The organism is Roseburia sp. 1XD42-34, assembly GCF_009917385.1.
Lineage (GTDB): Bacteria > Bacillota > Bacilli > Bacillales > Amphibacillaceae > Virgibacillus.
In genome coordinates this window covers 1-19579 of the sequence record NZ_QWLJ01000028.1, presented here as the reverse complement: position 1 = coordinate 19579, position 19579 = coordinate 1, and the positions used below count along the sequence as shown (strand labels likewise).

The window sequence follows — 19579 nt, the reverse complement described above, 5'->3', positions numbered from 1 at the left end:
AGAAATTACTGTAGAGGATGTGTACATCATGCTTGATGGGGGATTTGACCTAATACAGCTCCTTAGGATAGGCGTAGATATTACTCTCGTCTGGTATGTTTTATATAAATTAATCATGCTGATAAGAGGCACAAAGGCTATTCAACTTCTTAAAGGAATTGCAGTCGTGCTAGCTGTATGGTTGTTAAGTATTGTTTTAGATTTACAAACGGTACGATGGATTACAAGCCAGGTGATGAATTGGGGACTTATCGTTATTATTATATTATTTCAGCCAGAGTTGCGTAGAGCTTTGGAGCAATTAGGACGAGGTAATATTTTTGGTCGTAGTGCGCGATCGGAAGAGGAAATTATGGAAAAGAATATTGATGCGATTATTCAATCCTGTAATTACATGGCTAAACGTCGGATTGGAGCCCTCATCACAATAGAAAGGGAAACAGGGATTGGTGATTACGCTGAAACGGGTATTCCGATTAATGGTAAACTAACACATCAACTTTTAACAAATATATTTACACCTAATACACCGCTACATGACGGTGCAGTGATTTTGAAAGGTGACCAGATTATTGCCGCAGCCTGTTACTTACCTTTGTCAGAGAGTCCCTTCATATCAAAGGAATTAGGAACAAGGCATCGCGCAGCAATGGGAATTAGTGAAGTGACGGACGCCCTAACCATTGTCGTATCAGAAGAAACCGGTGATATCTCTTGTACGAAAAACGGTGAACTACATAGAGAGCTTAGCCAGGAAGGCTTAAGAGATCTATTACACAAGAACTTATCATTAAGTTTAAAAGCCCCTGAAAAAAAGTCAAAAAAATGGAGGGGAAACAAAAATGGATAATTGGTTTCGAAGTAAATGGTTTGTCCGTGTCGTTTCCTTAGCCTTTGCCGTTTTCTTCTATATTTTTGTCGCCGTGGATCAAAATAGTTTACCAAATAATGATGATTCCACTTTTCCATCTGGAGAAGAGACGAAAAATGTAGAAACATTGGATGAAGTACCAGTTAGAATAGATATTAATAATGAGAAATATGTGGTTAGTGGAGTTCCAGAGTATGTTTCTGTGAAGTTAGAAGGATCAGCAGCTATTTTGCAACCGACTATTCGCAATCAAAATTTTGATGTGTGGGTAGACTTAAAAGGGTTAGGAGCCGGCGAGCATACAGTAGAAATACAACATAATATTTCTAATAAGCTAGATGCCTATATAGAGCCGAAGCGTGTAGACGTTGTAATTGAAGAAAAGGCAACAAAAGAATTTCAAGTAAACGTTGACTTTTTAAATAAAGATAAAATGGCAGAAGGATATGAGCTTGGCGATTATGAAGTAAGCCCCCAAACGGTAACCATAACTAGCGCTAAGAGTGTCATTGACCGAATAGGTATTGTGAAAGCTTATGTCGATGTGAGTGGGTTAGATAAATCCATTGATAATCGAGAAGTTCCTGTAAATGTCTACGATAATCAAGGGAATGAATTAAAAGTGAATGTGGAGCCAAAAAATGTAGTCGTTTCTGTAAATATTAATAATTCGAGTAAAAAAGTACCAGTTAGCGTTGAAACAACGGGTGAACCGCCAGAAGGGTATGCATTAGCCGGAATTTCTGCTAATGTAGAGGAAGTGGAAGTGTTTGCGAAAAATAGCATTCTTCAGGATTTGGAGCAGGTTTCAACAGAAGCAATTGATTTGAGTAAGTTAAAAGAGTCAAGCACTGTGGAAACAAGCCTAGCGTTACCAGACGGTGTAACGGTTTTAAATGGAGAAAGTATTAAAGTTAAAGTTGAGATAGAACAGACAAAAGCGAGTGATACAAAAGCTAACGATACAGAGGCAAGTGGTACAAAAACGAATGAAACAAAAACGATTACAGGAATTCCAATTGAAATAGAAGGGTTAGAGGATGGGCTGGAAGCGGTCATTACAGATCCGTCTAGTTCAGAAGTAGATTTAACAGCTTCGGGGGGGCAGGCAGCTGTAGCCAAATTAAAAAAGAATGACTTTAGAGCTTTTATCGATGCAGGAGGCTTAGAGCCAGGTACGCATAAAGTATCAGTTAGAGTAGAATCGCCGGAGGGTTTATCTGTAGAACCTGAATTTGAACAAGCTTCCATAGAAATTAGTGAAAAAACATAAGTAGCTCTTATCTAAGAAATGGCGGAATTGATAAAAAGGAGAGAAACTACATGGGAAAATATTTTGGAACAGATGGTGTACGAGGAGTGGCAAATAAGGATCTTACACCAGAGTTAGCTTTTAAGCTAGGACGAGCTGGAGGTTATGTGTTAACGAAAGAGACACCACGTGCCAAAATCGTTATTGGACGTGATACCCGTGTATCTGGTCACATGCTGGAAGGTGCACTTGTATCTGGTTTGCTATCCATTGGAGCAGAAGTTATGCGCTTAGGTGTTATTTCCACCCCGGGGGTTGCCTATTTAACAAAAGCAACCAGTTCTCAGGCTGGAGTTATGATTTCTGCTTCACACAATCCTGTGGAAGATAATGGGATAAAATTTTTCGGTCCAGATGGGTTTAAACTAACAGATGCGCAAGAGGATGAAATTGAATCTATCATGGATGGCGAGGATGAACTTCCTAGACCAACTGGAGCAGAGGTGGGGATTGTCAATGATTACTTTGAAGGTGGTCAAAAATATCTTTCTCATCTAAAAGATACAGTCGATAATGAATTTGATGGTTTGAAGATTGCATTTGATTGTGCACATGGTGCTACTTCAAGCTTAGCAACCCACTTATTTGCTGATTTAGAAGCTGACATTTATTCCATTGGTTCTTCACCTGACGGGTTAAATATTAATGCTGGAGTAGGTTCTACTCATCCGGAAAAGCTTCAGGAGTTTGTGCTAGAAAAAGGGGCAGATGTTGGTTTGGCTTTTGATGGTGATGGAGATCGATTGATTGCCGTAGATGAACGAGGAAAATTAGTTGATGGTGACCAAATCATGTTTATTTGTGCCAAGTTTATGAATGAAAGAGGCGTGCTTCGGCATAACACGGTTGTTTCTACAGTAATGAGTAATATTGGCTTTTATAAAGCCTTAGAAGCAAACGGCATGCGTAGCGATAAGACAAAAGTCGGTGACCGTTATGTAATGGAAGAAATGCGTCAAGGTGGTTATAATCTGGGGGGAGAACAGTCAGGACATATTATCTTTTTAGATTATAATACAACCGGAGACGGAATGTTGTCGGCTTTACAATTAGTCAACGTCATGAAAGAAACAGGCAAGCCATTGTCGGAGCTGGCTGATGAAATGAAAATTTATCCTCAAGTGTTAAAGAATGTAAGAGTCACGGATAAAGATAAGGCTTTGCATCATCCGCAAATTAAACAAGAAATTGATAAGGTAGAGCAAGAGCTCGGTACACAGGGACGCGTATTAGTTCGTCCTTCAGGAACGGAACCTTTAGTTCGTGTTATGGTTGAGTCGCCAACGAAGGAAGAATGTGATTTATATGTGAAGCGAATTGTCGATGTTATTGAAAAGCTACTTGGAAGAGATGAATAATATACAGATATAAAAAGTTGAAACATATCGAAGAAAACTGATTCAAAACGAATACATTTGGTTTAACGCTCCCAATTGGTAGGTGCCTTGCAAACAGCGCTTGAGTTGAAGAAACACGGAAGCAAAGTAATTTGATAACTAATGATGAGAATTTGTTACCCGAGAGCCGAACAATGATAATTCAATTGTTCGGCTTTTTGCTTAACGCAATAGAATAAGGTTCTTTTCTAAAAAGCTTAACATGTTGTACTGAGTTAATAACTTATTTGTATTATACTTCAATGGTTCTACTTCTCGTAATTAGTTATAGATGATGAAATGGATAAGAAACATATGTAGATGGGAGGGAAAAAGCTTGATTACAGTATTAGTTGTAGATGATGATGCACATATTCGAGAATTATTACGGTTGTACTTACAAAAAGAAGGTTATCAGATGTTGGAAGCAGAGGATGGTAAAGAAGCATTATCTATTATGGAGCAAACACATGTACGAGCTGCTATTGTTGACATTATGATGCCTAAGTTGGACGGATATGAATTATGTAAAGATATTCGTACATTTTATGATATTCCTGTACTTATGTTGACGGCAAAGGGAGAGATTGCCGATAAGGAAAAAGCCTTTATCGCTGGAACAGATGATTATATTGTTAAACCTTTCGAACCAAAAGAAGTTCTTTTTCGCTTAAAGGCATTGCTCAGGAGATTTCAAATGATCCATAATGATAAGATACGAATTGGTACTATATGCATTAATCGTAAAAACTATGAAGTACAAGTAGATGGGAAAACAATTATTCTCCCTTTAAAAGAATTTGAGTTGTTAGCCCAATTAGCTAGTTATCCCAATCAAATATTTACTAGAGAGCAATTAATTGAGCATGTGTGGGGGCTAGGTTATGAAGGAAATGCTCGTACAGTAGATGTACATATTAAGCGGTTAAGGGAACGGTTTGCTGATTGTCAAGATGATTTCACGATCCAAACGGTGCGAGGGATTGGGTATAAGTTAGAAATGCTAAAGGCAGGTGGACAGTCTTAATGCGAACATTATATTTTCGTATTATTGTAACTACTTTTGTTATTATGATTTCCAGTTCCATTATTGCTTTTATTCTGAGTAACGGGTATTATCAATATATTTTAAAACCAAAAAATGATGCCAAAGTTACGGAGATTGCACATAATATTGTTTATTTATATAAAAGTAGTGAGCAATCGCTGGATGATTATTTGTCCGAACTAACGGATCTAGGTTATTCATTTTATTTAACCGATCCATATGGAAGTGGTCGATCCTTTGGGAAGCCTTTCGATGAAGTGCAAGCCTCTAAAGAAGTGGTCGATCATGTATTGGCTGGCGGAATATATCATGGTATAAAAAACTATCCGTGGCGTTTATTTGTAACAGGTTTCTTTGACCATACGCTGGAAAATACAATTGGTGTTCCTATTGAAAGCAACGAAGGATTACAATATGCGCTATTTGTGCGCGCCAATTCCGCGCAACAGTTTGGAGAAATGCGTATTTTTTTTGCTGTGCTTATTGTTTTAATTTTATTGCTCAGTTTTCTATTTATTTTATTTAGTACAAGATGGATTGTCAAACCAATTCAATTACTAAAAATAGCAACAAGAAAAATAGCCGCAGGAAATTATCATATTAAACTATCTGTTAATCGAAAAGATGAAATTGGTCGTTTAGCCAAAGATTTTTCCGTAATGAGTCAGAGTCTACGGCAAACAGAAGAAAAAAGACAAGCTTTTGTGTCAAGTGTGTCTCATGAGATTCAGTCTCCTCTTGCCTCCATTCAGGGATTTTCTCAAGCACTCCAAGAAGAAGAGTTAACGGAGGATGCAAGACATTATTACTTGTCGATTATAGAGAAAGAAAGTAAACGACTATCTGCTTTAAGCAGGCAATTGCTGACACTTTCACAGCTAGACCAAACGGAGGAAAAGTTAGAGTTTACAACGTTTCATATTAGTGAACAATTGAAAGATATTCTATCTACATTGGAATGGCAATGGCGACAAAAACATTTAACCATACAATTTGATAACCAAGATATATTGGTTAAAGGTGAACCAAAGCTCCTTTACCAAGTTTGGATGAATGTGATTACAAATGCTATTCGGTATACGCCAGACGGCGGTGATATTTTCATCCAAGTACAAAAGCGGAAAAATGACTTGCGAGTGGTAGTATCAGATACTGGGGTTGGTATTGGTGAGGAAGATTTGCGGCAAATTTTTGACCGTTTTTATAAGGTGGATAAGGCGCGTACAAGAACAGAGGGAGGTACTGGCCTCGGAGTAGCGATTGCGAAGAAGATTGTCGAGTTGCATGAGGGAACAATTATGGTGGAAAGTGACCTCGGTCAAGGGACGAAGGTGATCGTCACACTGCCACAAGTGTAACGATTCGTTCATCCTCCGTTCATATTTACGAGTTATACTATGGTCAGAACAGGAGGGAGTAACATGTTTCTGGCCATCAGAGAACTCTTATTTGCAAAAACAAAATATATCTTAATCAGTTTAATTACAACATTGACGGTAAGTCTTATTTTTATTGTATCCGGTTTAGCTGAAGGCTTATCTGCAGATAATGCATCTTCTATACAGGGCTTAGCAGCGGATTACCTAGTTTTAGAAGCGGAAGCAGAAGGGGAGTTAGGCAACTCATTTATTCCAATGCAACAAGCAAAGGAAATAATGAATGATCAAGAACAGGAGGCTAATACGCTTTCTGTCCAAATGATGAATGCAACGATCGGTGGTGGAGACAAGCAAATTAGCCTCGCGTTATTTGCAACAGAGCGTGGCGGCATGTTAATGCCGGAAGTAATGGAAGGTAGGTTTCCTAAGCAAGAAAATGAAGTGCTAGCGGATGATAGTCTAAAGCAAGAAGGTATTCAAATAGGAGATGAATTACAGTTAGGTGAGAAAACGAGTTATGTTGTATCTGGATTTACAACAGACCAACGTTATAGCCATACACCAGTTGTGTTTATTGAAAGTGAAGATTTGAAACAAGTGAATGCCGTAGCGGTAAAAGGAGTAGCAGTAACAGATGGCGATTATTCCGCTGTCCCTAAAATCGATGCTCTAGGTGGTATTCCGAGCTATTCCCAAGAGCAAGCTTCCCTTAATATGATGATCATTTTCTTATATGTCATTACTGCGTTTGTATTAGCTGCCTTCTTTTACGTAATGACACTACAAAAACGTGATCAATTCGGCGTTTTAAAAGCGCTCGGTGCGAATAATAAGTATTTAATTTCAGGATTAATCACCCAAATTATCCTTCTTTCAGTCGTTAGCGTAGGGATTGCTACAGCTATTAGCTTTGGAGTTGGTGCATTATTCCCGGCAGATATGCCATTTATTTTAAACATGGCAACAATTGTCCAACCAGCTATCATTATTATCGTGGTATCTGTGTTAGGGGCAGTCGTATCGCTTTATCAAGTGGTCAAAATTGATCCGTTGGAAGCTATTGAGGGGGTGGCAGCATGACGCTAGTATTAGAACATGTTCATAAAGTATATCAAGATGGGCCGAAAGAATATGTTGCTTTAAACGACGCTTCTTTACAGGTAAAGGCTGGAGAATTTGTTGCAATTGTTGGCCCTTCAGGCTCAGGAAAAAGCACATTGTTATCCATTGCGGGCGCTTTATTGTCACCTACTAGCGGTAAGGTTTTATTGGATGGGGAAAATATTGCAACACTATCTAAGAAAGAAGTAACAAAGCGCAGGTTGGAAAAAATCGGATTTGTTTTTCAAGCTGCTCATTTACTTCCATATTTAAAAGTGAAGGATCAATTAAATGTTATTTCTGTGCTTGCTCATAAACCGAAGCAGAAAAAAGCAGATATACTTGCTCATTTTGGTTTAGAGCATCGTATTAATAATTATCCGAATGAGCTATCTGGGGGAGAAAGACAACGTGTAGCTATTGCTAGGGCGTTAGTGAATGACCCGAAGCTTATCTTGGCGGACGAGCCCACTGCAAGCCTTGACTCCAGTCGAGGACAAGAAGTTGTCAAGCTACTCGCTAAAGAGGTGAACGAGGGAAATAAAGCAGGTGTTATGGTAACGCATGATGAACGCGTTTTAGGCTTTGCTGATAGAATCATTACTATTCGCGATGGGAAAGTGGAATTTGTTAATGACTAGGAAGAGAAGTTTTAACAAGGCTGCGTCCTTACTATTTTAGAGGGCGCGGTCTTTTTGTAAAGATAAGAACCCACCTTGGCTTGCATTTCAATCCACCATCTATTATGAAAACAAATTTTAAATCTAAATAGAGGTATATACCGTATTCGATTGACGGTATAACGCTAATAACAATACAACCAGATCGAATATACAATGGTGGATCTTGGAAAGAGGATACTATGCGTAAGAAATGGGTTGTGACAGTATAGAAGTGCCACCTATTGTGACTAGATCACGTATACAAAAACTTTGCAAGAAACGAATAGAGAGTGTGATTTTTGTAGAGAGCGTAAAAAGTTTTGTGTAAATGGATATACTTTCCGATAAGGAAATGATCATTTATGCAAAACTTTTTATACCCTCTTCGTAAGTGTTCGATATATAACAGATTCAGTTTCTCTTTTACTTTGGGATATTCGGAAATTGTTTCCTCACTTTCAATTACATCCATTACCTTTCGGCAGTATTCGTTTTCATCTTCCAGCTCATTCGTTGGCGGTTTGGATGAAAATTTTTTCTTCATGGTTGCATCAATCTCATAAATTGATTTGCGAAGTTCCTTAAGAGCAATATCACTCAGTATTTCTTTTTGGTTTTTGAAGGAGAAGCTGGTCCAACGGTATTAGAGGCAGTTTCTGAACAGGAGGAAGTGTTTGTATTTACACACATGTATGCCAATACATATATTACAGGCTTCGTAAAAATTGGAGGAGGGCAAATTCCTTTAAGCCCTGATAATAAAAAATACATGTCGTCATTGACCCAGTTTTTGTTGATGAAACGACCATATGCTTTCTCACCGATTATGAAGCTGAGTATACGTATTTAGCAAGGTTTGACATAGATAGCTCAACATTTTGTAAAGTTTTAACTATAGAACAAGAAAGTATCAACTTTTTAAAATGGAATAAGCAGCAGCAATGCTTTTATTTCGTAACGGAAAAAGGAGTGACGGATCGGCTATATCAATATAACCTTGCAGAAAAAAGCTGACTACTATAGAGGCACCACTCGACCCAGTTGATCATTTGGTAATTGCGGAATCAGGTAATCTTTATGTATTAGGTAGAACGGCAACATCACTGGCTAATATTTATCAGTATACGTTCAATGATGAAAGCTGGACTATGCTAACAAATAACCGTGTCCTCGGTGTAGTTAGTGAAGAGATGGTTGTACCTGAGGTAGTGACGTACTTCTCCTATGATGGACTAGAGATAGAAGCGTTATTATTTAAAGCCCATGCCCATTATGATAACGGCTATACTATTTTCTGGCCGCATGGTGAACCGCAGGCAGCAGAACGAAAAGAATTCCGGTCTATGTTTCAAGCCTTGCTAAAGCGAGGATATTCTATATTTGCTCCCAACGTATGCTTGACTTTTTAGATAGACATCAGTAATAAGTAAAGGGAACCGCAGATGTTAATCATCTGCGGTTTTTGCGGTGTATATATGGAACTAGTAGAGAATATAAATACGTGGATAAATTTATGGGATTTCTTATTCAGAGAAAAATCATGGCAAAATTCCTTACATGCCAACAAAGATAAGACTTAAATTTTACAAGGGAAAATAAATGTATGTGAAAAGAGAAGTAATTGTTAGAAAATGATGAATGAATGTTCGAAAAGTGTTCTTTTTTATGGTTTAAACCATTGTCTCGGGGTATAGATAAAAGATTAGTAATAATAACGAAGATAATTATGGATACAGCTATTTAGAAATAAAAAACCCAAAGAAATTTTAGTTAATAAGTAGCGCGTAGTAATAAAACGACTAGCCAAATGTATAGACGCTTTATTATCTAAACGTCTAAATACGATAACAATTATGAACTATGTTTGAACGAACATAAAAAAAGGTTGTATAAAACGATTTCATTTAATATAATAACATTAAAGAACAAAATAAAACAATAAAGAACAGGAGGCAGATTATGTTAAAAGAAAATCGACAAAACCAAATAATGCGTCTCATTGATGAAAAAGGATTTTTAAAAGTAGCTGAGGCCTCCAACTTATTAAGTGTAGCCGAAATGACCATTCGCCGAGATTTAATGGAACTGGAGGAATTAGGTTTAATAGAAAGGGTGCATGGGGGAGCAAAAAGGAAAGACCGTGAAAGGACACAGTATATTGAATTATCCCACGTGCAAAAACGTGCGCTTAATATAAACGAAAAAAAGCATATAGCTAAAAAAGCCGCCGAATTAATAGAAGAAAACGATGTCCTATTCATCGGTGCAGGGACAACAACAGAATATATTTATGATTTTATAAATGTGGATTCAGCAAAAATAATTACCAATTCTATTTCTGTTTTTAATCGTTTTAAAGGTGACTCAAGGTATGACCTTATTTTAATAGGGGGTAGGCTACGTGAACGAACAGGAACTTTTATTGGATATTTTACACGAAAGTGGATGCAAGATATAAAAGTTCAAAAGGCATTTATTGGAACAAATGGAATAAAAGGTGAACATATAACAACAGCCGAAGAGGAGGAAGGCGTTGTTCAACAAATCATTTTAAAAAACTCGGATAGAAATTATATTTTAGCGGACAGCACTAAATTTGGTATCGAAGCTTTTCAAGTGTTGTGTCATATTGATATTATCGATGGGATCATCACAGATAACAAACTGGCTCCTCAGTTTGAAAAATATTACCAAAATAAATGTAACATTATTAAATAACATCAAGAACTAGGAGGTTTTAGAGTTGAAGATAGTAATAGGAAGTGATTTAAAAGGATTTAAACTAAAGGAGTTAATTAAAATGCATCTTGTACAATTAGGGTATGAGGTAAAAGATTTAACTCCGCTAAAAGGTAACAATTATTATGATGCCACATTAAAAGTGGCTGAATACATTCAAGCAAATAAAGAAGACAAGGGAATTATGATTGATGAATATGGTGTTGGTCCATTTATGATTGCTAATAAATTAAAAGGAATTATATGTGCAAACTTATTTGATGAGCATTCTGCGCGAATGACGAGATCCCATAATAATACAAATATGGTAACGATCGGTTCAGGGATAGTTGGGGACAGGCTTGCAGAAAAAATAGTGGAGACATTTGCAGCCGCAAATTATGATGGAGGACGACATCAAATCCGCGTAGATATGTTAAATAAAATGTGTTAGGGAGTGAACAAAATGAGAGTTTCAATTGGATGTGACCATATCGTTACTGAAGTAAAAAATCATCTTGTTAAATATCTGGAAAATAAAGGTCATGAAGTTGTGGATAATGGGACATTTGACAAAAAACGTACGCATTACCCTATTTATGGTAAAAAAACAGCTGAAAAAGTAACATTAGGTGAAGCAGACTTAGGAGTTGTCATTTGCGGCACAGGGGTAGGAATCTCGATAAGTGCGAATAAAGTGAAAGGTGCTCGTGCAGCATTGGTTGGAGATATTGAAACTGCACGATATGCAAAGGAAAATTTAAATGCCAACATCATTGCAATGGGTGGACGAATTGTCGGAGTTGGATTAATGGAGAATATTATGGATGTATTTCTAGAGACCGAGTATAACAAGACACCTGAAAAAGAGGAAATCATTAAAAAAATAGATATTCTTGGTGGCAATGAAGAGCAATCAAATAACGAAAATTTCTTTGATGAATTTATGGAAAAATGGGATCGAGGAGAGTATCACGATTAAATAGACACAAAATTAAAGCAAGTTTTCGCATTCTTACTAAAGGAGGTGAAGAATATGGAGGGAGTTTGTTCTCTTTATAAAAAGGATTTGATTTTTAAAAGTGATGCTCAAACACAAGATGAAGTATTTAACGAGATAGGTACAAAATTATTACAAAAAGGATTGGTCAACGATCGATTTATTGCAGCAATTAAAAACAGGGAAAAAGAATATCCCACTGGGTTGGATCTTTCGCCTGTTGCAAAAGGACTATCGAATGTTGCAATACCCCATACAGAAGCAGAGTATTGTAAAACAAAAGCAATTGCTTTTGTGAAATTAAATGATGGAATAACTTTTCGAAATATGATTGTTCCGGATTTAGATTTGAAAGTTAAGTATTTATTTTTCATCATTAATAATGAAAAAACAAACCAAACGAATGTACTTTCCGATTTGATGTCATTTATCACAAACGAAAATAATATGCGTTACCTTAAGAAATTAGATAACACGGAATCTATTTATAACTTTTTAACAAATAAAAAAGGAGATGTTTAAAATGATTAAAATCTTAGCAGCATGTGGAGCAGGGATTAACTCAAGTCACCAAATAAAAACTGCAATTGAGGGAGAAATGAAAAAAAGAGGTTATGATGTCAAGGTAGATGCTGTTGTAGTAAAGGATATTAATAAAGATATGATGGATCAGTATGATATCTTCACGCCAATTTCAAAAACAAAATTTAGTTTTGACATAAACATACCTTTAATTGAAGCAGGCCCTATCTTATATCGTATACCATCTATGGCAGATCCTGTTTTTGATGAATTAGAAAGCGTTATCAAAAATCTGAAAAAATAAACCTTAATATAGGAAGGAGTATATGAAAAAATGGATGCAATAATTAAGTTTGCAAACTCAATTTTTCAACCTATTATTGATTTAGGCGCTGCGCCCATGATGTTTATCTTGCTTACTTTACTTGCTGTATTAATGAGAGTTAAAGTAAGCAAGGCGCTTGAAGGCGGACTAAAATTAGCAATCGCATTAACGGGTATTGGAGCAGTTATTGATTTGTTGACTGGTAATTTTGCGCCTGCTTTACAAGACTTTGTAAAATCTACCGGTATTGAACTTACCATTACCGACGTAGGTTGGGCTCCGCTTGCAACCATCACTTGGGGGTCAGCATATACATTATTTTTCTTAATGATTTTAATTATTGTCAACCTTGCGTTATTAGCAATGAACAAGACAAACACACTTGATGTAGACATTTTTAATTTTTGGCACTTATCCATTACAGGCTTACTAGTTATGTTTTACTCTGATAACCTTTTTATTGCGACCATGTTAGTCATCATGTTAGGGGTTATGAAGTTCATTAATGCTGATTTAATGAAGCCAACATTTAATGACTTATTGGACATGCCTGATTCGAACCCTACAACAACCACGCATTTAAATTTTTTATTAAACCCTTTCATCATGTTATTTGATAAGTTTTTTGAGAAAGTGTTACCATTCCTTGATAAGTATGACTTCGATGCAGCCTGGCTGAATGAAAAGATAGGTTTCTGGGGAAGTAAGTTTGCTATTGGTATTTATTTAGGGACTTTTGTTGGTCTGTTAGGGCAGCAACCAGTTTCAACCATTTTTGCCCTAGCTTTTATTGGCGGTACAGCACTAGAATTGTTTTCTATTGTCGGAACATGGTTTATTGCAGCTATGGAACCGATATCTCAAGGAATTACAGATTTTATGAGTAAGCGCTTAAAAGGCCGTACGTTTCATATTGGAATCGACTGGCCTTTCCTCGCTGCTCGACCCGAAATGTGGGCTGCAGCTAATGTTATTGCTCCAATTATGCTGTTTATTGCATTAATTTTACCTGGGAATGGAATTCTTCCATTGGGAGGTATTATTGCTATTGGTTTAACACCAGCATTACTAGTCGTCTGTCGAGGTAAAATTATCCGTATGATTCTAATAGGCACTATTATGATTCCTATATTTCTTTGGTCTGGAACAGCGATAGCTCCCTTTGTAACTGACGTTGCAACATCTGTTGGTGCTATGCCTTCAGGAATTGAAGGAGGTGCGCTCATTACTCATTCAACTCTTGAAGGACCGGTTGAAAAATTTATCGCTATCTTAGTAGGAAAAGCGAGTGATGGATTTAATTTAGTACCAGTACTAACGGCATTAGGAGCACTTGTAGCTTATTTAGGGCTTTTTGCTTGGTATGTAAAACAAATGAAAAAACGTAATAAAGTGTATAAAGAAGAGAAAAAGGCAGCCTAATAAAGGTCTTGAAGGCCATGACATTTAAAAGACTGCTAATAGAGACCTAACTATTATAGTATAGTTAGATATGCTATCTATGCACGAAAAAGATGAATTTGTCAAATAAGTAGGCTTATCTGATTTATGAGGAAAATTATGGGATACGTCCTAAACACAAAAGATATGTTTCTTACAGCTAGAGAAGATGGGTATGGAGTCCTGCATTTCAATATTCATAATATCGAAACAATTAAAGTGGTACAGAAGCTGCAATGGAAGCACAATCACCGGTTATTTTGGCGGTAACCCCTGGAGCTATGAATTACGTAGGCCGGGCATATATTCAGGCTATAGCAGAAGTTGCTGCTAAGGAAAATGATATCCCGATGGCTTTACATCTAGACCATCATGAAACATTAGAAACCATTGAGGAATCATTAAAATTAGGTACGAAGTCTGTAATGATAGATGGATTGCATTCCACTTTTGAAGAGAATATTAAACTCACAAAGAGGGTTGTTGAAATCTCCCTAATACTATGAGGCTAGCGTAGAAACAGAGCTTGGCTCTCTCGTCGGCCAAGAAGATGATATGGTTGTTGAAGAGGAAGACATTTACAGATCCAGATACGGTTTAAGAATTTGTGGAACGGACAGGGGTTGATTCGCTTGCTTCAGCTACTGGGGCGGGGCATGGCGTCTATAAAACTAAGCCGAATGATTTTAATAGATGAAAACGAATAAAAAATTTAGTTGATATTCAAATTGTTCTCTATGGTGCCTCTGGGGTTACTCAAGAAGACGTTCTGAAATGTATATCTCTAGGATGTGCTAAAGTGAATATTTCAACAGAACTAAAAATTCCTTTTTTAGAGCGTTGCGTGAACACATGATTATGCATCCAAGTGAAACAGATCCAAGGAAATACATGGAACCTGCAAAAGAAGCAATGAAAAATGTGGTTTTAGAAAGAATACTAATGTGTAAAAGTGATGGTAAAGCATAATCTGATAAGGAATCATTTATTTATTAGGGAGCTTCTTAAAAAAACATAAAATTGCAGGATTAGTTATGTAGTAGGTAACTACTTTATAGTGTTGAACTGCTCCCCAATTGTTAGACATATCTAATAATTGGAGATGCAGTTTTTTATGTGCTTAAAAGGATGGAGAATAATAAAGTCCCGTACCGAAGTAGGAAAGTATTGCTTCAAAGCGAAAAAGTCATGCGTAAAAGCTTGTTATTCCCTTGTTAAGCTAAGCAAATTATGGTTAATGAATGATTATGTACAAGCTGGCTTATGTAGGGAGAACACATTCCGATTAATGATATTGGGTTTAATCGTTATCCAGTTCACCGCTTTTTTCATTCGATTCAACAAGAGCTAAGAAAAGAGTGGAAGGATATTGAAAACAAATGAATTTAGGATGAGGTAACAGTCATAGAAATTCTAGATCGTAATATTTTTGAATGTAAACGTATCTCCTCCTTAGTGAAACAGAGTATCGGTTTGAAATAAAAGCAACATCATATTTCTTGAGCAAGCACATATGCTTAAGTGAGGAGATAATTTTAGTAAAACAGCTAAGGAGAAGGAGGTAGGCATAGTGAAAAAAGCTTGGAAGCCATTTTGGAGTTATGATGTAAAGAAAACAGAAAGATGGCTCCAGACAAGAGCTTTGCAAGGTCAACAATTAGTGAAGATAGAGCCTAATCTTCGGTTGTTTATTTTTAAAGCAGGGAATGATCCTCAACTTATCCGCTACCATATCGCCTATTGTAAACAAAAGCAAAACGATGAGTTGCCTTTGGCATTACAGCAAAATGGCTGGGGGAAACTTTGTCAACAAGGTTGTTGGTGTGTTTTGTCCAATCAAAAGCAAACGACCGAATTAAAAGTTTATCCAGTTCGAAATGAGATCACCAAACGAAATCGTTACCTATTATATTTTTATATTGCTTTAACGATATATCTGCTATTTACGATGCTGTTGTTTCTTCTTATGAGCGTTATTCATATTTTTTATTTTGGATCTATACTTAGTTTCACTCCAATTTCATTATGGATTACCCTTCTCATACTGAGTAATGGCTTGTTCCTTATTGGTACATTTTCCGTTTATCGTCTCTACCAGTCTAATAAACATTTATGGTAAATTAATTTTTGAAAAAAACATAAAGTTCGGTGATGGCCATGGAGGGCGTTGGCGGTTAATAGGGATTTATTATAAAAATTGTAATTTTAGCGTTGCTTTAAAAATATTGTCTACATGATGTTTCATTTTCTCAACCGGTTCACTTTTTCCACTTTTGCATCATACTATATTTATAACCAACTTGAAAAAATATTCCATCCACTATCTAGATAGTGACGGTGTCTTTCCACTCGCAACGGAAAAAATGATTGACTTAAAATGCAAAACAAGGTTAAAATGTGGTGTATCCTTTTTTGGATGATTCAAATATAGAAAGGAGCATTAAAGGTATACGAATTTTTTAAAAGCGCCAGGACTATGCATCCGATCGGCAGGAAGCATAGTTGACGAGGTTGGAGGTTATCGAACGTTCGGCGGGTGCCTCCCGATTGTACATCTCAATTGTCAAGCTCTTCCTTAAAACAATGAGGCAACTCATTGGCCAAAGGGAAACGGCAAGATGTAACAAAAACAATCACGAGAAAGGGGCAGTACAACGCCCCTATAAAGTATATTTTATTTGGATCGTTTGTCCTGCCCCTTTTTTACAAGGAGGACTACAACGATGTGTGGAATTGTAGGATATATCGGACAGGATGACACGAAAGAGATTTTATTAACCGGACTTGAAAAGCTTGAATACAGAGGTTATGATTCAGCAGGTATTGCAACTTTAAATGACACAGGTGTTCAAGTTGTGAAAGTAAAAGGTCGAATTGCAAAATTAAGAGAAAGCATAGATAACTCTGTACATGCAACGATGGGAATTGGCCATACCCGCTGGGCGACACATGGTGTGCCAAGTAAAGAAAATGCGCATCCGCATCAAAGCGCGTCTGGCAGATTTACACTTGTTCATAATGGCGTTATTGAAAATTACCAAGAGTTAAAAGAAAAATATCTTCATGACGTACATTTTACTAGTGAAACAGATACAGAAGTTATTGTGCAACTGATTGAAAAGCTGTTTGCAGAAACAAATAATACAGCAGCAGCTTTTCGCAAAGCAATGAGTCTGTTAAAGGGGTCCTATGCGATCGGTATGATAGATCATGAGCATCGTGATACGCTATATGTTGCCAAAAATAAGAGTCCTTTATTAGTTGGATTAGGGGACGGATTTAATGTTGTTGCAAGTGATGCCATGGCAACTTTAAAAGTAACAGATCAATATGTTGAAATCCATGATCAGGAAGTAGTGCTTGTTCATCGTCGATATATTGAGATTCAAGATCTTAATGGGAATTCAATCATGCGTGAGCCATATACAGCTCAAATCGATGCCAATGATATTGAAAAAGGAACGTATTCGCATTTTATGTTAAAGGAAATAGATGAGCAGCCATTTGTCATGCGTAAAATTATCAACGAATACCAAACGGAAAACAATGAACTGAAGATGGATACAGGTGTCCGTCAAGCGATGAGCAGCTGTGATCGCATTTATATTATCGCAGCTGGAACGAGTTACCATGCTGGTTTAGTTGGTAAAGAATTTATTGAGAAATTTGCTAACATTCCGGTTGAGGTTCATATCGCAAGTGAATTTTCATACAATACGCCACTGTTATCAGAAAAGCCACTATTTATTTTTATCTCACAAAGTGGAGAAACGGCAGACAGTCGGGCCGTATTGGTAAAAATTAAAGAAATGGGACATCTGGCATTAACGATTACAAATGTGCCTGGATCCACCCTTTCTCGTGAAGCAGATTATACGTTAAACTTATATGCAGGTCCAGAAATTGCAGTTGCTTCTACTAAAGCTTATACAGCCCAAATTGCTGTTTTGGCTATATTATCGGTTGATACCGCAAAAACAAAAGGACTGCCGTTGGATTTTGCTCCAATGCGCGAACTTGCTATTGTTGCCAATGCTATGGAAGTTCTAACTGATCAAAAAGAAGCAATAGAAGATTTGGCACGTAAATACTTGCGTACAGCACGCAACGCCTTTTTTATCGGTCGAAGCATAGATTATCATGTGTGCTTAGAAGCAGCGCTTAAACTAAAAGAAATTTCTTATATCCAGGCTGAAGGCTTTGCTGGTGGAGAATTAAAGCATGGAACGATCGCTTTAATTGAAGAAGGAACTCCAGTCATTGCATTAGCCACCCAAAAAAATGTCAATTACTCGATTCGGGGCAATGTTCAGGAAGTAGTAGCTCGTGGAGCTAATGATATGGTGATCAGTATGAAGGGATTAGAGCAGGACACAGATGCATTTGTCATCCCGCATGTTCATGAATTGCTCACACCACTTGTTAGTGTCGTACCGTTACAACTATTGTCATATTACGCTGCGTTACACCGTGATTGCGATGTCGATAAACCACGTAACTTGGCAAAGAGTGTGACCGTGGAGTAGGGCGAATTTGTGGTTTGAGATAATTGTCTAGTCACAAAAAAGTAAGTAACTAACTAACAATAAAAGATAGAAACTAACTAAAAAAGATGTATACTAACTAAAAAAGTTAGAAACTTCTTTTGGATGAATAAAAGTAGCTGTATTGGTAATAATTAAAATACTCCTTGTAGAACTATCATTACTATATTTCTACAAGGAGTAATAAAACTAGTTAGTGTATCCAGCACTAATTATCTATTAGCTTAAGAAGGATGTTTGTTATAAATTTGGGCTTTAGTTAAAAAATTCCATTTAACTAAGCTCTTTATAACGGACTTTTTTTATTAGGTTTTTAAGATAATTAGTGTTTTTTAATACAAATTTTTAGGAGGATTAGAATGGCAAAGCGAAACAGGGGGACAACGAAGAAAAAAATAGAAAAGTGGACTTTGGAAGGTAGAGGACAAGGCGTGGGGGAAGATTATAAGCCGTGGTTAACAATACAAGATGTCCCTTCAGAAGGGATTACACCTAGACATAAAGGGTGGAAAACGGGGAGAATTCATCATTTAATGTCACAATTAGAATTACATTATCTCTACGAACTGGAGTGGTCTCGGGCTGTTATAGATATCAAAGAACAGTATCCCTTGCTACCTTTAGAAAGAACAATAGAGATTGCAGAATCTTTAGGTATAAAACATCCTAATGACCCAAAGACACAGGAGCCAATAGTTATGACAACTGATTTTATGATATCAACAAAGTCCTCCAGCAATGATCAGCTATTTGCAAGGCAAATAAAACCTACGAATAAATTAAACAAACGTGAAATAGAGAAGTTTGCTATTGAACAGCAATTTTATAAGGAGCAAGGGATAGACTGGGGAATTGTTACGGAAAAGCAAAGGGATGAAGTTTTTATAAAAAATATTGAATGGTTATATAATGCAAGGTACTTAGAGTATTTTCCATCGTTAAATATAAAGACGGTGGAAAGAGTTGCCCCTACTTTATTAACAAGTATACGTAAGTCCAAAGATCCTCTTGCTTTGATAGCTTTGGAATGTGACTCGAAATTTGGCTTTCAAGATGGTAGTTGTCTCTTTATTGTAAAACATATGCTTGCAAATAAATAGTGGGGAGTAGATATTAATAAAAAAATAGACCCAATGAGGAACATAGAAATAGAACTTATAAGCATGCGCGAAAAAAGGTGGATAGGTTACACTTGACTAGACAAAAAAAAATTAAGGTGAAGTAGACTAAACAGAACATAAAATGGTTCCTATTATAAAAATAAGTTTGTTCAACAAAGTG

General features: G+C 36.7%; 19 protein-coding genes and 1 pseudogene. All 20 read left to right on the top strand.

Annotated features, from left to right (window positions below; all coding sequences use genetic code 11):
* Nucleotides 1-28 precede the first annotated feature (28 nt).
* The 20 genes and pseudogenes from cdaA to D1839_RS13935 all read left to right on the top strand — a co-directional run bounded on the left by cdaA (nt 29) and on the right by D1839_RS13935 (nt 19398).
* Nucleotides 29-850, top strand: coding sequence for a diadenylate cyclase CdaA (cdaA, locus tag D1839_RS14025; protein WP_120380577.1), 822 nt, complete (start codon nt 29-31; stop codon nt 848-850).
* A complete protein-coding gene (locus tag D1839_RS14020; protein WP_120380576.1) occupies nt 843-2144 on the top strand; it encodes a CdaR family protein in 1302 nt (433 codons plus the stop codon). The genes cdaA and D1839_RS14020 overlap by 8 nt, the downstream gene beginning before the upstream one ends.
* 50 nt (nt 2145-2194) lie before the next feature.
* Entirely contained in the window at nt 2195-3541 is a 1347-nt protein-coding gene (gene glmM / locus D1839_RS14015; RefSeq protein ID WP_120380575.1) for a phosphoglucosamine mutase, read from the top strand.
* 355 nt (nt 3542-3896) lie between these two features.
* Nucleotides 3897-4586 carry a response regulator transcription factor gene (locus D1839_RS14010; protein WP_120380574.1) on the top strand — a complete coding sequence of 230 codons (690 nt, stop codon included), beginning with the start codon at nt 3897-3899 and terminating at the stop codon, nt 4584-4586.
* Nucleotides 4586-5965, top strand: coding sequence for a sensor histidine kinase (locus tag D1839_RS14005; protein ID WP_120380573.1), 1380 nt, complete (start codon nt 4586-4588; stop codon nt 5963-5965). The genes D1839_RS14010 and D1839_RS14005 overlap by 1 nt, the downstream gene beginning before the upstream one ends.
* A 63-nt stretch (nt 5966-6028) precedes the next feature.
* Nucleotides 6029-7066, top strand: a complete 1038-nt coding sequence (locus D1839_RS14000) for an ABC transporter permease (protein ID WP_120380572.1) — start codon at nt 6029-6031, stop codon at nt 7064-7066.
* On the top strand, nt 7063-7728 hold the full coding sequence (locus D1839_RS13995) for an ABC transporter ATP-binding protein (protein WP_120380571.1): 666 nt from the start codon (nt 7063-7065) through the stop codon (nt 7726-7728). The genes D1839_RS14000 and D1839_RS13995 overlap by 4 nt, the downstream gene beginning before the upstream one ends.
* 631 nt (nt 7729-8359) lie before the next feature.
* On the top strand, nt 8360-8599 hold the full coding sequence (locus tag D1839_RS13990) for a hypothetical protein (RefSeq protein ID WP_120380569.1): 240 nt from the start codon (nt 8360-8362) through the stop codon (nt 8597-8599).
* A gap of 199 nt (nt 8600-8798) precedes the next feature.
* Entirely contained in the window at nt 8799-9158 is a 360-nt protein-coding gene (locus D1839_RS13985; protein ID WP_120380568.1) for a hypothetical protein, read from the top strand.
* A gap of 550 nt (nt 9159-9708) precedes the next feature.
* Nucleotides 9709-10467, top strand: coding sequence for a DeoR/GlpR family DNA-binding transcription regulator (locus D1839_RS13980; RefSeq protein WP_120380567.1), 759 nt, complete (start codon nt 9709-9711; stop codon nt 10465-10467).
* Nucleotides 10468-10492: 25 nt separating this feature from the next.
* On the top strand, nt 10493-10921 hold the full coding sequence (gene lacA / locus D1839_RS13975; RefSeq protein ID WP_120380566.1) for a galactose-6-phosphate isomerase subunit LacA: 429 nt from the start codon (nt 10493-10495) through the stop codon (nt 10919-10921).
* Nucleotides 10922-10933: 12 nt separating this feature from the next.
* A complete protein-coding gene (gene lacB, locus D1839_RS13970) occupies nt 10934-11449 on the top strand; it encodes a galactose-6-phosphate isomerase subunit LacB (RefSeq protein ID WP_120380565.1) in 516 nt (171 codons plus the stop codon).
* A 54-nt stretch (nt 11450-11503) separates the two neighbouring features.
* A complete protein-coding gene (locus tag D1839_RS13965; protein WP_120380564.1) occupies nt 11504-11989 on the top strand; it encodes a PTS sugar transporter subunit IIA in 486 nt (161 codons plus the stop codon).
* 1 nt (nt 11990) lies between these two features.
* On the top strand, nt 11991-12293 hold the full coding sequence (locus tag D1839_RS13960; protein ID WP_120380563.1) for a PTS fructose transporter subunit IIB: 303 nt from the start codon (nt 11991-11993) through the stop codon (nt 12291-12293).
* Between the two features lie 30 nt (nt 12294-12323).
* Nucleotides 12324-13736 carry a PTS galactitol transporter subunit IIC gene (locus D1839_RS13955; protein WP_120380562.1) on the top strand — a complete coding sequence of 471 codons (1413 nt, stop codon included), beginning with the start codon at nt 12324-12326 and terminating at the stop codon, nt 13734-13736.
* A gap of 254 nt (nt 13737-13990) precedes the next feature.
* The gene (locus D1839_RS21115; RefSeq protein ID WP_330585542.1) at nt 13991-14260 is read left to right on the top strand and encodes a class II fructose-bisphosphate aldolase; all 270 of its coding nucleotides are present in this window, start codon (nt 13991-13993) and stop codon (nt 14258-14260) included.
* A gap of 101 nt (nt 14261-14361) precedes the next feature.
* Nucleotides 14362-14723 (top strand): annotated as a pseudogene (locus D1839_RS21220) (class II fructose-bisphosphate aldolase).
* A gap of 601 nt (nt 14724-15324) precedes the next feature.
* Nucleotides 15325-15873: a DUF2812 domain-containing protein gene (locus D1839_RS13945; protein ID WP_158589666.1), complete on the top strand. Its 549-nt coding sequence runs from the start codon at nt 15325-15327 to the stop codon at nt 15871-15873.
* A 604-nt stretch (nt 15874-16477) separates the two neighbouring features.
* Nucleotides 16478-18280: a glutamine--fructose-6-phosphate transaminase (isomerizing) gene (glmS, locus tag D1839_RS13940; protein ID WP_120380559.1), complete on the top strand. Its 1803-nt coding sequence runs from the start codon at nt 16478-16480 to the stop codon at nt 18278-18280.
* Between the two features lie 377 nt (nt 18281-18657).
* Nucleotides 18658-19398 (top strand): TnsA endonuclease N-terminal domain-containing protein, encoded by a 741-nt coding sequence (locus D1839_RS13935; RefSeq protein ID WP_120380558.1) that lies wholly within the window; start codon nt 18658-18660, stop codon nt 19396-19398.
* The last annotated feature ends 181 nt before the right edge of the window (nt 19399-19579 follow it).

Excerpts from the sequence above, each read along its gene's own strand:
- cdaA (WP_120380577.1), top strand. The coding sequence starts at position 29 with ATGCTTGATGGGGGATTTGACCTAATACAGCTCCTTAGGATAGGCGTA.
- D1839_RS14020 (WP_120380576.1), top strand. The coding sequence starts at position 843 with ATGGATAATTGGTTTCGAAGTAAATGGTTTGTCCGTGTCGTTTCCTTA.
- glmM (WP_120380575.1), top strand. The coding sequence starts at position 2,195 with ATGGGAAAATATTTTGGAACAGATGGTGTACGAGGAGTGGCAAATAAG.
- D1839_RS14005 (WP_120380573.1), top strand. The coding sequence starts at position 4,586 with ATGCGAACATTATATTTTCGTATTATTGTAACTACTTTTGTTATTATG.
- D1839_RS14000 (WP_120380572.1), top strand. The coding sequence starts at position 6,029 with ATGTTTCTGGCCATCAGAGAACTCTTATTTGCAAAAACAAAATATATC.
- D1839_RS13995 (WP_120380571.1), top strand. The coding sequence starts at position 7,063 with ATGACGCTAGTATTAGAACATGTTCATAAAGTATATCAAGATGGGCCG.
- D1839_RS13980 (WP_120380567.1), top strand. The coding sequence starts at position 9,709 with ATGTTAAAAGAAAATCGACAAAACCAAATAATGCGTCTCATTGATGAA.
- lacB (WP_120380565.1), top strand. The coding sequence starts at position 10,934 with ATGAGAGTTTCAATTGGATGTGACCATATCGTTACTGAAGTAAAAAAT.
- D1839_RS13965 (WP_120380564.1), top strand. The coding sequence starts at position 11,504 with ATGGAGGGAGTTTGTTCTCTTTATAAAAAGGATTTGATTTTTAAAAGT.
- D1839_RS13960 (WP_120380563.1), top strand. The coding sequence starts at position 11,991 with ATGATTAAAATCTTAGCAGCATGTGGAGCAGGGATTAACTCAAGTCAC.
- D1839_RS13955 (WP_120380562.1), top strand. The coding sequence starts at position 12,324 with ATGGATGCAATAATTAAGTTTGCAAACTCAATTTTTCAACCTATTATT.
- D1839_RS21115 (WP_330585542.1), top strand. The coding sequence starts at position 13,991 with ATGGAAGCACAATCACCGGTTATTTTGGCGGTAACCCCTGGAGCTATG.
- glmS (WP_120380559.1), top strand. The coding sequence starts at position 16,478 with ATGTGTGGAATTGTAGGATATATCGGACAGGATGACACGAAAGAGATT.
- D1839_RS13935 (WP_120380558.1), top strand. The coding sequence starts at position 18,658 with ATGGCAAAGCGAAACAGGGGGACAACGAAGAAAAAAATAGAAAAGTGG.